The organism is Alteromonas sp. 1_MG-2023, assembly GCF_030547075.1.
Taxonomy (GTDB): Bacteria; Pseudomonadota; Gammaproteobacteria; order Enterobacterales; family Alteromonadaceae; genus Alteromonas.
In genome coordinates, this window is sequence record NZ_JAUOQH010000008.1 from 152,824 (window position 1) to 167,258 (window position 14,435).

Genomic DNA, 14,435 nt, shown 5'->3' on the forward strand with positions numbered 1-14,435 from the left:
ACTTATTCGGTTTAAGTGTGTTGCTGGGCTTTTGTTTTCCGGCTTTGGTTTTCTGGCTTTTGTTGCTGCATTAGGCCCCGGAAGCCTTATCTTGCGCGCGCTTTTTAAGTTGCTGCGTTTGCAAATGCAAGCTGGCACGAACAAGCAATTCTTGATCTTGCTCTCGGATGCTATTGAAAACAAAAGCTATATGGTAGCTATCCTCAACGTTCTCGCAAGTAATAACTTCCCCATAGCAAAATATGGCTGCCGCTTCTGTATCAAGAAATAATTTCAGTTCAGCTTGGCTGCCAATGTCCATGGTGGTCGGGCTTTTAATAATTACGCCACCTCCCCCGAGCTTTATTGTGCTAAAACGATGATCTGGTTCATCTTGCTGGTGCAAAATAAATGACATCATCAAATCTATTTTGCGGGCTTGGTGATTTAGATATTCAGCTAAAGATTCAGCATGATCGCTTAAATGACGTAACGGGCGAAGTGCTTGGGCTTCAATGCTGGCCATTTCACTGGCTACACGAAATGCGTAGGGCATGGCTTGCTCTAAACCCGCTTCAGTTGGCACGGTTTCACCTTCAGCAAGGGGTTTCACGTTAATATTAACGCTGTGCTGAATAGAGAAATACTCATCGAACTGGGCTTTTTTTTCTTCTAGGCTTAGGTTTTCCATCATATCTCCCGCCACTTATCTTGTACGGCCAGTAGCTTACACGTAGTATACGCACTTTACTATTTTGAGATTGCCCCGTCATCACACCTTTGGACTAAGCGCGCATTATGTATTTCCCTCTTCCCGCTTTTATTGCTTATCGGTACGCGAAATCTGGCCCGGCGCAGTCGTCTAGCCAAAATAGTTTTGTTTCCTTTATCAATCGCTTTTCTGTTGCCGGTATTGCCCTTGGCCTAACGGCGCTAATTATTGTGCTTTCGGTAATGAACGGCTTTGAAGCCCAGTTAAAGCAGCGCATTTTGGGCATAGTGCCCCATATTGAAATTAACGCGCCTGTTGATGAAAGTTTTGTAATGGGCTTGCCCAATGTGGTGGCAAGCATGCCGTTTCGAGAAGCCGAAGCGGTAGTGCAGTCTCGTTCCGATTTACGTGGTGTGCAAGTGCACGGGGTTCAAGCCGACAGCATGGTGCAGCACACCATGGTTGCTCACGAAATGCAGCAGGGCGATTTTGCAAGCCTAACGGCAGGTAGCTACAACGCCATTATTGGTAGGGCGTTGTCTATACAGTTAAATGTTCGTGCTGGCGACAAGCTTCGGGTAATGGTGGCGGGTGCCAGCGTGTACACCCCATTTGGCCGCATGCCAAGCCAAAGATTAGTCACTATTTCAGGTGTGTTCGATATGGGCTCGCAAATGGATGACAAAGTTATTTATATGCAGCTTGATGATGTGAACCGGCTATTGCGAGATGTATCGGGCAAGAACACAGCTACCAGATTATTTTTAGACGATGCTTTTTTATATCAAGACACGCTCAAACCTATTGTTGAGGCTGATTTACCTGTACGTACGTGGCGCGAGCGACAAGGGCCTTTGTTCGATGCAGTAAAAATGGAAAAGAACATGATGTTCTTAATGCTGCTGTTAATCATTGCAGTAGCGGCGTTTAATTTGGTTTCGTCTTTGGTGATGGTGGTGTCGGAAAAGCAGGGCGATATTGCGGTATTACAAACCCAAGGCATGTTGCCTAGTACCATTATGACGGTATTTGTTTTAAATGGGCTGTTTAATGGCGTTAAAGGCGCGGGTATTGGATTAGTTGCAGGCGTGGTTATTACTTTACTGTTAAACCCAGTCATGAGTTTGCTGAATGTGCCCATTGCGTTGTCGTCAGACGGGCAGGGTTTACCCATTGATATGCACTGGCTGCAAATAGTTTTTGTAACGCTATTTTCATTGTTGCTTTGTATTGTGGCGAGTATTTACCCAGCTAGGCGTGCCATGAAAACCCAACCTTCGCAAGCACTTCAAAACGAATAAGTTAGTGAAATTGCCGTGCAAATTGCGGCGAAATTCACTATAATCGCGGTCTTTAAATTTCGGCCAGTGAGACGTCATGAACAAGAATTTTATCACCTCGCAAGCGTTGCTTCAGGATTCCTTTCGTTTAGCAGCAAAGGTGTATGATGACGGGTTTCGCCCCGATTTCATCATTGGTATTTGGCGCGGTGGTGCTCCTATCGGCATAGCGGTACAAGAATACTTTGAGTTTAAAGACTATTCTACCGACCACATTGCGGTACGTACTTCTTCTTACTATGGCATTAATAAGCAATCTAAAGAAATTCGTGTTCACGGTTTGCACTACCTAGTAGAAAACGCTGACGCAGAACACAAGCTACTTATTGTTGATGATGTTTTCGATTCAGGCCGCAGTGTTGACGCGCTTATTCAGCAAATTCGCAAACTGATGCGTTTGAATATGCCAAAAGATATTCGTATTGCATGCCCGTGGTACAAGCCTCAGAACAACACTACTGACATAGTGCCTGATTACTATGTGAACGAAAGTGACGAGTGGTTAGTATTCCCACACGAAATCGCTGGGTTAAGCGAAGAAGAAATTCGCGAAGGCAAAGGCGAACTAGCCGATGTAATGGATATCTTGTTCGACAAAAAGTAAGCTCAAGCGCTAGCTCTTACAAAGACACCCATAATAAAAACCGCCAATCAGGCGGTTTTTTTGTGCCTGTAATTATCAAGACACCCATCTTTTTTCGGCATCCTCTTATCGAGACACCCATGTTAATTCGGCATCCTCTTATCAAGACACCCATGTTGTTTCGAAGTTCTCTTATCAAGACATCCATGTTATTTCAGCATTCTCTTATCAAGACACCCATGTTAATTCGGCATCCTCTTATCGAGACACCCATGTTTATCTCACACCAGAATTAATGAGACACCCATCTTTTTGCTTATCAAAATAAGGTAGATGCCATTGTTATTTTCTAAGGCTTTATAGATGGGTGTCTTATTAAGTGGAGGTTGGTGTTCAAACGAGGCAATGCAAAAAACTCACATCAACTGCACGTTAATTAGCATGGGTGTCTCGCTAATGTTTTTGGGGTGCGCGACCACGTAGATCTAAATCACCTGGGACTGAACGGTGGGTGTTTCTATAACTCGTTAAGCGTGGGTGTCTTGTTTAGTTGATTTTCTAAGGCTTTATAGATGGGTGTCTTATTAAGTGGAGGTTGGTGTTCAAACGAGGCAATGCAAAAAACTCACATCAACTGCACGTTAATTAGCATGGGTGTCTCGCTAATGTTTTTGGGGTGGGCGACCACGTAAATCTAAATCACCTGGGACTGAACGGTGGGTGTTTCTATAACTCGTTAAGCGTGGGTGTCTTGTTTAGTTGTCGTTCATAATGTCGAATCGAAAAAACGTGGGTGTCTTGTTAATTGTTGTTAGTTGTCGAAATAAAACTTGTCGTGGAAAGTGTAAACCCAGGTGGGCTGATAGATGACGAGTAGGGTGATGGCCATGCCGTTAAGCAGGGCTTCGGGAAATACTAAAAGTGGGATGAGCAGTACGAAGTTGTCGTATATGACATCCCACGTATAAGCGCCTTCCATAAAGTAGTAACCCGCTAGTGCGCCTGTTTTAAGGGCAATGGTGAGCGCGCCGGGAAAGAAGGCGCACACAAAAATATACACGAAGAGTTGACGGGGTAACTTATGGAAAGCCACTAAATAAACAAGGTAAGTTACGGCCACAGGTAGCATAACCCCTAGCACCCCATTAACGCCTAGGGTGTGCCACTGCGCAAAGCCTGCTGCGGTAGCGCCTAATAACGCGAGAGTGCCAGCCAAAATAGCGTAACGAAACCCGAGCATAAGCGTAACAACACTCAAACCAACAAAATGAACATCTAAGCCTTCAAAAATGCCCACTTTGAAGATCCAAAACGCGAACAACGCAGCAGCGCTACCAAACAGCAAGTGCTGTTGGTGTTTGTCACCCATTAGGCCTACAACAGAAATTTGTTTAATAACTCCGACAAGGGTTAAACAACATAAAGTAAGGCCAAGCCACTGCAGCGTTGTCACATGTTCTCCGTTCGTTAGTTGCTGTGTACTTTCAATTTGCTACACATTTTACTACACATTGCTTATTTACTGTACGTGGCCCAAATAGGCGCATGATCAGACGGTTTTTCAATACCGCGAAGTTCATAGTCTATTCCAGCATCACTCAGTCGTTTATGCATAGATGGGGTGGCTAAAATAAGATCAATACGTAAGCCGCGGTTATCATTAAATCCTTTCGAACGATAATCGAACCACGAGTATCTGTCGGTAGTATCTGGGTTCAATGTTCTAAAGCTGTCTTCAAAACCCCAATCCATTAATGTGTTCAACCACACTCTTTCTTCCGGTAAAAAGCTGCATTTTCCCGTGCGTAACCAGCGTTTTTTGTTCTCTTCACCAATACCTATATCAGAATCGGTGTGAGAGATATTCACATCGCCCATCACGATGACATTTTCATCAGGGTTATGATGGGTGTCTAGATAAGTCATTAGGTCTTTATAGAACTTACGTTTTGCTGGGTATTTAGTTTCGTGCTTTTCGTTTTCGCCTTGTGGGAAGTAACCATTTAATACGGTAACTGGCTGGCCATCGTTGTCTGTGGTTTTCAAGATTATCATACGACGCTGTGCGTCTTCTTCATCAGTAGGAAAACCCATAAGCACCGATTCAGGCTCTTTTTTCGCTAAAAAAGCAACGCCGTAGTGACTTTTCTGACCATGAAAATAAACGTGATAACCCATGGCTTCTACTGCTTCAACAGGAAACTGTTCGTTGTGCACTTTTATTTCCTGCAGGCCAATAATGTCAGGCTGATGTGCATCTATTAATGCTTGAAGTTGATGAAGACGGGCGCGAATGCCATTGATATTAAATGAGATTACTTTCATAAAGGCTTCTTATAAAACGGAATTGATTAATTCTAACAGAATGCTAAGTTTAACTTAATGTCTGTGATGGCAAAGTCGTGCTTTTTCCTACTGCAATCAGGTAATCAAACCACAGATTAGCATCACTAATAATAGCATCGGCTAGGTCTTGGGTATTGGTGTGGGTTAATTCGTTACGTTCAATTAACTGGGGCAATAAACTGGTTACGCTGAGTTTGAATTCTGGCCACACTTTGGCGTACTGCGCCATGGTTTTATAATAATGAGTAGGAAAGGTGGTACCCGCTTTTTCTAACCGTCGAGTAATGATATTCGCCCCCATTGACGACCCTAGCCATACATACATGGCGGCAATAGCAGATGAAAGTGCGGTATTAAAATCGGGTGAGTTTACGTCGCGTAACTTATTATTAAATGTGGCTTCCGATGCACTCATGCACGCTAAATCGTCATCAAGAGCAGTTAAAATATTGTTGTCTTCAAAATGACTAACTAAAGGCTGTAGCGAAGGGTAAAGCTCAACTGCTTCATCAATAACTAGCAAACAATGCTGGTGGAATTGCTGCATTACACACAGCACTTTTAGGTAGTTGTGACTATGCTCGTTAATTAACTCGTTAGCAGTTAAGCCCATCATGTTATGAAATAGCGCAAAGGGGGGGCTTTGTTCTAGTGCTTCGTGCTTACTATGGGTTTTCGCTTTCAGGTCGTTAAAGAGGTTTTGCATAGAGGTTTTGGGCTTAGCCTTAAGCTGTAGATTAGGTTGTAACGAACAGGCGGTAATAATATTGGTCGAAACGAATGTTTTCAACTTGAATGTTTGCAGTTGCTGCTTGGTGAATAAGCTTAACTAGCTAACAAGTTTACTCGATTAATAAGTTTTGCTATTTGGCGACGCAAGCCGCAAAGGGTATACTTAGCGCCTCTCAACTATAAGGTAATTTTTGTGTTTCCAGATACTGCAACCGCCACTTTAAACGATACCGTGTTAGCGCAAGCTAAAAATTTGTCAGCTGAAGACAGGCAAATGCTGGTAATTAGCTATGTACCAAAAGCGAAAGAAATATGGCTAATTCAAGGTACAGAAGGCTTTGTTATGCTGGAAGACAACGACACTACTAGGTTACCAGTATTTCCTCATAATAATTTGGCGCAAGCGTGGCTAGACGATAACCAAATTACAGGTACTTGTGTTGCAGTGCCTTTTGACGAATTCACCACCACTTGGTTGCCAGGGCTTACGAAAAATGGTGTGGAACTGGTTATGTTCCCTACCTCTGCTGATGCAGAAAATTTGGTGATGACAGCAGAAGAACTAAGCGCTGAATTCAGCGCCGATGCTAGTGCCTAAATACAATACTTTGTTTAGAACTTAGAACGCTTAGTGTTTGAATTTCCTTATTTAGATTTGATTGCTTAGTGAGTTTGATGAGTAATATTGATCAGATTCTATCGATTAAGCCTAAAGTACAACCTAAGTGACTTAGAGGTAAAGCCAAGTACTCGAGCTAAATGTTCTAGCTAAAATGTTTTCGCCAAAAGTAAGGGTAAAACACCAACACACATCGTGGCGAGTAGCTTAAACTGAAATGTATGACTGAAAAATCACCTGAGTTACTTCTACCCATAGCGCAAACCGTGGCTAACGCCAAGGGCTGGGATGGCGCTACCCGAGCTATTATGCTTGCAGGCAAACAGCTTATCGCTTTGCCCGAATCGGTACGAACTGAATCGTCATTTGTACCTGGCTGCGAAAGTAAAGTTTGGGTGGCACGTGTGCCTTTTAATGAATTCGAGGGCGGGCTTTCAGTAGAGTCTCTTTTAAAAGAGACTCTCTCAAAAGAAAGGCATGAAGATATTATTGCTGCCTACTCACCAAGTAAGATTATTCGAGGGGTATTAGCGGTATTGCTAGAAAAAGCCAACAGCCTTTCCGATAAGCAAAGAAAGGCATATGACTTTGCGCAGTATATGAGTGCATGTAATTTACAGCGCCACTTAAGCCAGTCTAGAGGGAATGGCATTTTAAGTGTATTGCGCCGCTTAAATGACTTATAAATTCTGGTTTTTTGCTTCAATCCACTGAGACATATATTTACTGGCATTGAGTGTTTGATGCCACAACAGCCCTTGCAAAAACAAACTACTACGGTGGGAGTTTACATCCTTGGCTATGCTTGCCGTAAGCTCAGCCAAGGTTTCGACTTCCTTATCATTTTCATAATCGTGAAATAAGTTAAGACCTGTTTGGCTCGCTAATGCCCACTCACTTTGATTGTTATAAAGCCGCGCTGCATTAACGGCAAAGTCTTCTGCCGTTTCACAAATTGTTCCTCCCCAAACTGGTGATGATGTAGCCTCAAGGTTTTCATTAGCATTGTTAAGTGCCGAAATACCTTCAGCCCCAACCCACGTTGTAAGGGTAGGGGTTTCACAGTGCATGGCTTCTAGTATTTTACCTTTAATGCCAGCCCCAAAACGGAGCGGCGCGATTAATAATCGTGCGTTCGCGATCACCTCTTCTGCATCTTCGGCCCAACCATCTATATAAAAGCCACTTTTAGGATTATGTAATTGAGTGGCTTTTTTGGGGGGATAAGCACCATAAATATGCAGGTTCGCGTTAGGCAATACCTTTCTAATAGCAGGCCAGATGGTTTGTTTCAGCTGTAACACCGCATCCCAATTTGGGGCATGGCGAAAGTTACCAATAGTAACAATATCGTTTCGCTGCTCGAAACTGGGTAATTTTTTCTTTAACGGCGCTACGCTAAGGGGATGATAATAAAGCTGCTGCGCGGGTACCTGATAGTGATCAGTCAGTAGGGCATATTCTGTGCGAGAAATTACCAAAGTGATATCGCTGCGTAAAATGGAAGCAATTTCCCGTTGGGCTAAGGCAGTATTATAGTCAGCGTTTTTCGCAGCGTTTGCGATAGGCAGAATAGGTGTATTAAGCGATGAAGTGGCGATGCCTTTGGATGCCCGCAATGCATTGTCTTGTGCCTTAACCGCATCGTGTCTTGCTTGGCGCAAGCTGTGTACATCTTCAGTGTTCAAAATGCGAATAGCACAAGGGCAAGCGTCTTTTACTCGCCAAGAAAATTGCTCTTCAGTCATGTATCTGTCGAAAATAACCACATTCGGTGATAACTGAGCTATTCGTTCGTTAAAACTACTACAATTAAGGGCTATCGCTTCACTTTTTACATTAAGTGATTCTAAATCTATTTTATGCGGGCTATCAGTCGCAGCAGTCATAAAAGTAACTTGATGACCATGGCGTAGAAAGTGATTAATGAGTGCCAGCATATTTTGGCCAGCGGCAGAAGAGTTGGGCTCTGGCCATACATAGCCGATTACCACAACCTGCATTATGTCGTTTGACATCGTTACCTGAAATTACTATTTAGAAAGCGCAAAATAGTAGCACAGAGGGAAATAAAGGAAATGAAACTCTGTGATGAGTAGCAAATTCGATGCTGTGTCTAAAGGGCTGCACCTTAAGGACTGCACCTAAAGGGGCGGTACCTAAACGAGCGGTACCTATAGGCGCTGTACCTAAAGAGCTATACGTAAATTAGTGGTTACTTCCTATTGAGATCACATTCAATGACTACTAATGTATTGCTTACTATACGAAAGTTAAAGCATTCTGATTAGCTAGGCTAAAAATTCACGCTATAATGAAGTTATCAGAAAAGGCTAATTGTGTTTGATAGTTAGAGTTTCTTTAATTTATGGCGTAATTGCGAAGCGCCACTTTTCTTAATAGAGTAGGTTATATCAGGAGCACATACCTAAATGACCCTACAAGATATTATCAGTAACGCTAGTACATTATTCGTACTGCCAGATTCCGTGACCCGTTTAAAAGCGTGCATGGACGACGGCGCATCCAATATTGAAGATATTGCTGACATCATCTCTTTCGATCCGGCTTTAGCTACGCAGCTTTTAAAAGTGGCGAACTCAGCGCTTTATCGCTTTCCCAATAAAATTGAAACGATCACCAAGGCACTTCAAGTGGTGGGCACCCGTGCCACTTACGACTTAGCCCTTGCCTTTGGTGTTAGCCAAGCTTTTAAAGAGGTAGATGGTCAAATTATCGACCTAGATAAATTTTGGGAGCAAAGCGTTTCTTGTGGGCTATTAGCGAAATATTTCGCTGAAATGCGCAATGAAAGAGAGCCCGAACGCATGTTTGTGGCTGGCTTGCTTCATAATATTGGCGAGTTGGTTGTAGTCGATATGCTACCCGATAGCGCTAAGCGGTGCCAATCGTTTAATACTCGAGTGAGTCCAGCTGAATTACAAGCAGGTGTTCTAGGTTATACCTTTGCCAATGTGTCGGCGGGAATTATAAAAGAGTGGGGGATCCCAGCATCTATTTACAAACCCATTGCGAATATACATCACGACAGTAGCGATACATCTGAAATTGATGAGCAAATTTTGCAGTTATCGTATTTATTGGCATTAGATAACGTAAACTCTGAAATATATCCTAGTTACAATAACTTGAAGCCACAATTACATGAGAGTTTGTCGTTAAATCGTGAAGATTTAGAAGATGCGTTAGATATTACTAACTTGCAGTGTATTTCAGTTATATCTCTGTTCAATCCGAACGCATTTATGCTTTATTAGTACACAACGAATAAATAAAAAACGGGCTTTCTACAGTTGTAGCAAGCCCGTTTTTTTATTTTCTATTTAAGCGTATTCATTTAAAAAGCGTTTTGCCTAGTCGAAAATCGCTACGGTTTGGCGACTGATAGCAATAACTTCGTCGTCTTTATCCCAAATAGTCGCTTCGGTGTGACCGTAGCCGTCTTCTGCTTGTCGAGTGTGCGCTTGATACGCAAACCAATCCGTTGGGTCGAACTCTTTATGCGGATTAATAAACTCTAAATTCCAACATACAGTACTCGCTGGCGCTGGTAACTTCATCATTTGCAATAGCGTAGGCGGCCAGGCATCAATCATAGTAATGATGTGACCATTTGTGATTTTGGCAGGTGGCTTTTTAAAGCGCATATGCCCGTGATACATGCTGGTTTTCTTACGCGTAAAAGGAATGCCTCCGGCATTAATCGCCAAATCGAAGTGACGTAAAAATTTAGGGGTTACCTTCGGAATTTGCGGTATGAATTTGCCTTTGGTGGGCACAGGCATATCGTGGGTGTCTTGATTTTCAACCTTAATACCAGACTTTCTGCCAATACCAAAACAGGCTTGTACAAATACACAGCTTTTGCCGTTTTGTTTAATGTGTGCCGTGTATTGAGATACGTTTTTACCTTCGCGAAGTAGGGTAACTTCAATTTCAAAAGGTGTATCGGGAGCAAGGGGGCCGACAAAGTTAGTGTTAAATGAGCGTAATACTCGTTCACTACTGACTTTTTGGCGAATGGCAGTATAAGCCATGCCAGCTGAAACACCGCCGAATGCGGTACGGCCTTGAGTCCAATTACTGGGAATAATAAGATTATCAACTTTCCATTGGTTTTCAGAAAGTGTCTCTAAAGGCGAAAGAGTTAAAAGCTCGTCTACCGTCATGCTGTTTATCTGGTCTGATGAGTTGAGGTGTTTATATCCTACCTTAAGCTAAAGCGAACAGAAAGCCTAGGCTAACATTAGTTCTTATATTTACAAATAAGTAACAATAAGTTGTCAATCTTTTAACCTGCCGCGTAGACTGAGTTTTCATTGAATTTAAAGGGAATGATATGGCCCATACTCAGGTTCAAACGGCACCAGTAGAGAAAGCGGAAACCTCCCGCGCCTACCGAAATTATGTGTTGGTAATTCTAACGCTAGTATATGCATTTAATTTTATTGATAGACAAATAATAGGAATTCTTTCTCCTTTCATTAAAGCTGATTTGGGTTTGGATGACGCACAGCTTGGTTTGTTAAAAGGCGTTTATTTCGCCATTCTTTATACTGTTGTGGGTATTCCAATTGCATGGCTTGCCGACCGTTACAGTCGCGTGAACATCATTGCCATTTCGCTGACTCTTTGGAGTGGTTTTACCGCCGCATCAGGGCTTGCGATGAATTACACTCAACTTGCACTCGCTAGAATTGGTGTGGGTATAGGGGAAGCCGGCGGTAGCCCACCTTCTCACAGTATTATTTCCGATCTTTTTCCTAAAGAGAAGCGAGCAGGGGCCTTAGCGATATATTCTTTAGGTATTCCGTTTGGTGTGATGTTGGCATTCTTTGCGTCTGCCTTTTTCTTACAAGGCGGCTCTGCTGATTGGCGTACGGTAATGATAAGTGTGGGTTTGCCTGGCGTAATATTGGCACTGTTACTCAAATTCACAGTGAAAGAGCCTAAGCGTACCGAATCAGTGCAAACTGATGACAGTAATAAGCCAAGTGTTTCTTCGTCGCTAAAAACCTTATTGAAAATACCTACGTGGTGGGGAATGGCGTTAGGTATTTCGTTTGGCTCATTTGGTAACTATGCTATTTCAACGTGGATAATCGATTATTATGTACGTGCTTTTGTAGGCCTTGATATTACTCAACTGTTGATTGCGTTTGGTATTATAAACGGTTCTGCCTATGCCCTAGGTGTGTGGCTTGGCGGCTATATTGCCGATAGATGGGGTAAGCAAAATAAGAAAGCCTATGCATTGTTACCGGCTATTGCGTTAATTATTGGTGTGCCTGCGTTCTATTTCTCGCTTCAGGTCAATGATTTATGGTTGTCAGTGGGGCTAATGACATTCTTACTCTTTACTAGTGGTTCTTACTTGGGGCCAAGTTTTGCGATGGCGCAAACTCTTGCACCGTTAAACGTTCGCGCTATGTCTACGGCACTGTTTTTCTTTGTACTGAATATTATCGCCTTAGGCGGCGGGCCAACAATCACGGGTATTATTAGCCAAGCATTAGTGCCGTCGTTGGGTGAAGTTGAAGCCCTACGACAGTCATTGCTGTATTTGATTGTTCCTTACGCACTGTCAATAGCTGTGTTCTTGTGGACCAGTACTAAGATAGTTAAAGATTGGGAGATGGCAGAGGCGAGAGGTCTGTAGTAATATCTTCTTTATAAATAACAAGTTGTATTAATAAAGGGCTGGTTTACAGCCCTTACTTTTATAAAGCGTTTACGCTTTTTTGGCGGTTTAACTTCGCCTTTATAGCGTACTTTTATAGTACTCATACAATACTTGTGTAGCGCTTATACAGCGTTTAACTAATTCCGATGTGGTCTTTCATGAAGGAGTATTTCATTGTCGAGAACCGATATAAGTTTTCACTTTGCCCATGCAAATGGATTTCCTGCAGGCAGTTATAACGCGTTGTTTTCATCGTTACCCGAGCATTTCAACCGTATTCATGTTGAACGGTTTGGTCATGATCCGCTGTTGCCAGTAAACGCTAATTGGCGTAATCAAGTCAATGAGCTCATTAAACATGTAAAGGCTGAAAACACCGACAGTAGAGGTGTCTATGCGGTGGGGCATTCCTTTGGTGCGGTAATCTCTTATATGGCTGCGTGTGAAGAGCCTACGTTATTCCGCGGGCTTATCATGTTAGATCCGCCTCTAGTGATGGGGCCCATGAGCTATTTTTTCCGTTTTGCCAAAAAAACACCGTTAATTAATAAATTAACACCCGCAAAGTTAGCTGAAACTCGAAACACCCAGTGGCCGTCTCATATTGACATGGAAGCGTATTTCCAAGGTAAAGCGCTGTTTCGAAATATGGATAAGCGGTGTATTCGGGATTATGTTAAGCATGTTACACATACGCAAGGTGAGCTTACATCGTTAACCTTTCGTGCAGATGTAGAAGCATCGCTGTTTCGCAATGTGCCACACAATTTGGGGAAATATAAAGGAAAGTTAAAGTGTCCTGCGTTGTTAGTAACGGCAAGTGACAGTGCGGTGAGTAAACCTGCTATGTATGAAAGATTGATTCAACAAAACAACGTTGATCATATGGAATATAAAGGAGGGCATATGTTCCCACTAGAACAACCTGAAGCGGTGGCTGAATTGATTTCAACCACCATTTCGAAGTGGAATAGCTAATTATTAATTTGTGGATAGGCCGCCGACTGGTTGGCCTAGCATCTCTCTTGTAACCAATACCACGCCTTTTTCAGATACGCGAAATCCACGAGCCCTGTCATCGTCATGGTTGTAACCAATAACCGTGCCTTCTGGAATAACACAGCCTCGGTCTAGCAATACCTTTCTTAATTTACAATGACGCATGATTTCTACGTCTGGCAGAATAACCGCATCTTCAATTAAGCCATAAGAATGCACTCTTACATTCGAGAAACAAATGGTACCGCGCAGGGTTGAACCTGAAATAATGCAGCCACCAGACACAACAGAGTTAATGGCTTCGCCGCGCCTATCGTGATCTTCCCAAACAAATTTAGCCGGTGGCAATTGTTCTTGATACGTCCAGATAGGCCACTTTTGATCGTACAGGTTAAGCTGAGGAACCGGTGCTACCATTTCCATATTGGCTTCCCAAAACGAATCTATGGTACCTACATCACGCCAATACGCATCGCCGCCGCCCGTGCTTTCAAATTCAAACGCATAAACAGGGTGGTCTTTAATGATGGATGGGATTATATCTTTACCAAAATCACGCTGAGAGCCAGAGGTTTCGGCGTCTCTTCGTAACTGTTCAAAAAGAAACTCTGTGTCGAAAACATAGTTGCCCATAGACGCTAGGCAACGGCTGTCATCGCCAGGAAGTGGCGCTGGGTTTTCTGGTTTTTCTGCAAAACCATTAATACGGAAGTTTTCATCTACCGACATAACACCGAATGAACCCGCGGCTTCTTCAATAGGAACCGACATGCAAGACACTGTCATTTTAGCACCGCTTTCAACGTGCCGTGCCAGCATAGTGCCGTAATCCATGCGATAAATATGGTCGCCAGATAAAATCATTACGTATTTGGGTAATTCGTCACGAATGATATCGATATTTTGGAATACCGCATCAGCAGTACCTTCATACCAACTATCTGAAAATCGTTGAGAAGCGGGGAGGATTTCAACCGACTCTCCAAGTTCTTTCTTAAAGTGCCCCCAGCCGCGTACTAAGTGCCTTATCAAGGAGTGTGATTTGTATTGGGTAACTACACCAACTCGCCTAATACCTGAGTTGATACAATTGGAAAGGGGGAAGTCGATAATTCTAAATTTACCACCGAAATAGAGAGCAGGTTTTGCACGCCAAGTTGTTAGCTCATGCAAACGTGACCCTCGGCCGCCGGCCAGAATCAATGCGTAGGTATCGCGAGTCAGATTACTAATATAGCGTGGACTCTGATCTGCCATGTCCTCGTTCTCCATGTTTTGAGACACAATCTTGCGGTGTCGATGAATGTGTAAAAACCCTAATTCATACCGATTGCACTAGGGCATAGTAAATAGAATGGTGCCCTGAAAATTAGGTTTTATGCTAACCTAACTTCATATTACACAAGAATAATTATAAAGCC

General features: G+C 43.0%; 14 protein-coding genes. 7 read left to right on the forward strand and 7 right to left on the reverse strand.

Going from position 1 to position 14,435, the window contains the following annotated elements:
* Window positions 1-70: 70 nt before the first annotated feature.
* Window positions 71-670: a PilZ domain-containing protein gene (locus Q4561_RS10675; RefSeq protein ID WP_303460120.1), complete on the reverse strand. Its 600-nt coding sequence runs from the start codon at window positions 668-670 to the stop codon at window positions 71-73.
* Between the two features lie 107 nt (window positions 671-777).
* Between Q4561_RS10675 and Q4561_RS10680 the strand changes: the two genes are divergently transcribed.
* Together Q4561_RS10680 and Q4561_RS10685 are read left to right on the forward strand one after the other, a co-directional pair.
* Window positions 778-1,992 carry a lipoprotein-releasing ABC transporter permease subunit gene (locus tag Q4561_RS10680; protein ID WP_303460123.1) on the forward strand — a complete coding sequence of 405 codons (1,215 nt, stop codon included), beginning with the start codon at window positions 778-780 and terminating at the stop codon, window positions 1,990-1,992.
* A 76-nt stretch (window positions 1,993-2,068) separates the two neighbouring features.
* Window positions 2,069-2,635: a phosphoribosyltransferase gene (locus Q4561_RS10685; RefSeq protein ID WP_208805016.1), complete on the forward strand. Its 567-nt coding sequence runs from the start codon at window positions 2,069-2,071 to the stop codon at window positions 2,633-2,635.
* 790 nt (window positions 2,636-3,425) lie between these two features.
* Here the strand turns inward: Q4561_RS10685 and Q4561_RS10690 are convergent.
* The 3 genes from Q4561_RS10690 to Q4561_RS10700 form a co-directional block, all read right to left on the reverse strand.
* Window positions 3,426-4,067, reverse strand: a complete 642-nt coding sequence (locus Q4561_RS10690; protein WP_303460130.1) for an energy-coupling factor ABC transporter permease — start codon at window positions 4,065-4,067, stop codon at window positions 3,426-3,428.
* A 62-nt stretch (window positions 4,068-4,129) separates the two neighbouring features.
* Window positions 4,130-4,939 carry an exodeoxyribonuclease III gene (gene xthA, locus Q4561_RS10695; protein ID WP_303460132.1) on the reverse strand — a complete coding sequence of 270 codons (810 nt, stop codon included), beginning with the start codon at window positions 4,937-4,939 and terminating at the stop codon, window positions 4,130-4,132.
* 49 nt (window positions 4,940-4,988) lie between these two features.
* The gene (locus Q4561_RS10700) at window positions 4,989-5,750 is read right to left on the reverse strand and encodes a hypothetical protein (protein WP_303460134.1); all 762 of its coding nucleotides are present in this window, start codon (window positions 5,748-5,750) and stop codon (window positions 4,989-4,991) included.
* Between the two features lie 135 nt (window positions 5,751-5,885).
* Between Q4561_RS10700 and Q4561_RS10705 the strand changes: the two genes are divergently transcribed.
* Together Q4561_RS10705 and Q4561_RS10710 are read left to right on the forward strand one after the other, a co-directional pair.
* A complete protein-coding gene (locus Q4561_RS10705; RefSeq protein ID WP_303460136.1) occupies window positions 5,886-6,290 on the forward strand; it encodes a DUF2750 domain-containing protein in 405 nt (134 codons plus the stop codon).
* A 242-nt stretch (window positions 6,291-6,532) separates the two neighbouring features.
* Window positions 6,533-6,997: a SufE family protein gene (locus Q4561_RS10710; protein ID WP_303460138.1), complete on the forward strand. Its 465-nt coding sequence runs from the start codon at window positions 6,533-6,535 to the stop codon at window positions 6,995-6,997.
* Here the strand turns inward: Q4561_RS10710 and Q4561_RS10715 are convergent.
* A complete protein-coding gene (locus Q4561_RS10715; RefSeq protein WP_303460213.1) occupies window positions 6,992-8,317 on the reverse strand; it encodes a glycosyltransferase family 4 protein in 1,326 nt (441 codons plus the stop codon). The genes Q4561_RS10710 and Q4561_RS10715 overlap by 6 nt on opposite strands.
* 426 nt (window positions 8,318-8,743) lie before the next feature.
* Between Q4561_RS10715 and Q4561_RS10720 the strand changes: the two genes are divergently transcribed.
* A complete protein-coding gene (locus Q4561_RS10720) occupies window positions 8,744-9,589 on the forward strand; it encodes an HDOD domain-containing protein (RefSeq protein WP_303460140.1) in 846 nt (281 codons plus the stop codon).
* A 96-nt stretch (window positions 9,590-9,685) separates the two neighbouring features.
* Here the strand turns inward: Q4561_RS10720 and Q4561_RS10725 are convergent, their stop codons facing one another.
* Window positions 9,686-10,501, reverse strand: a complete 816-nt coding sequence (locus Q4561_RS10725) for an acyl-CoA thioesterase II (RefSeq protein WP_303460142.1) — start codon at window positions 10,499-10,501, stop codon at window positions 9,686-9,688.
* 170 nt (window positions 10,502-10,671) lie between these two features.
* Here Q4561_RS10725 and Q4561_RS10730 point away from each other — a divergent pair, with 170 nt between their 5' ends.
* Window positions 10,672-11,991, forward strand: coding sequence for an MFS transporter (locus Q4561_RS10730; protein ID WP_303460144.1), 1,320 nt, complete (start codon window positions 10,672-10,674; stop codon window positions 11,989-11,991).
* A gap of 198 nt (window positions 11,992-12,189) precedes the next feature.
* Window positions 12,190-12,993 (forward strand): alpha/beta fold hydrolase, encoded by an 804-nt coding sequence (locus tag Q4561_RS10735; protein WP_303460147.1) that lies wholly within the window; start codon window positions 12,190-12,192, stop codon window positions 12,991-12,993.
* Window positions 12,994-12,996: 3 nt separating this feature from the next.
* Here the strand turns inward: Q4561_RS10735 and glgC are convergent, their stop codons facing one another.
* Window positions 12,997-14,271 (reverse strand): glucose-1-phosphate adenylyltransferase, encoded by a 1,275-nt coding sequence (gene glgC / locus Q4561_RS10740; RefSeq protein WP_303460150.1) that lies wholly within the window; start codon window positions 14,269-14,271, stop codon window positions 12,997-12,999.
* Window positions 14,272-14,435: the final 164 nt, after the last annotated feature.

Coding starts and splice junctions, on each gene's coding strand:
- xthA (WP_303460132.1), bottom strand. CDS start 4,939: ATGAAAGTAATCTCATTTAATATCAATGGCATTCGCGCCCGTCTTCAT.
- Q4561_RS10680 (WP_303460123.1), top strand. CDS start 778: ATGTATTTCCCTCTTCCCGCTTTTATTGCTTATCGGTACGCGAAATCT.
- glgC (WP_303460150.1), bottom strand. CDS start 14,271: ATGGCAGATCAGAGTCCACGCTATATTAGTAATCTGACTCGCGATACC.
- Q4561_RS10685 (WP_208805016.1), top strand. CDS start 2,069: ATGAACAAGAATTTTATCACCTCGCAAGCGTTGCTTCAGGATTCCTTT.
- Q4561_RS10720 (WP_303460140.1), top strand. CDS start 8,744: ATGACCCTACAAGATATTATCAGTAACGCTAGTACATTATTCGTACTG.
- Q4561_RS10675 (WP_303460120.1), bottom strand. CDS start 670: ATGGAAAACCTAAGCCTAGAAGAAAAAAAAGCCCAGTTCGATGAGTAT.
- Q4561_RS10730 (WP_303460144.1), top strand. CDS start 10,672: ATGGCCCATACTCAGGTTCAAACGGCACCAGTAGAGAAAGCGGAAACC.
- Q4561_RS10725 (WP_303460142.1), bottom strand. CDS start 10,501: ATGACGGTAGACGAGCTTTTAACTCTTTCGCCTTTAGAGACACTTTCT.
- Q4561_RS10710 (WP_303460138.1), top strand. CDS start 6,533: ATGACTGAAAAATCACCTGAGTTACTTCTACCCATAGCGCAAACCGTG.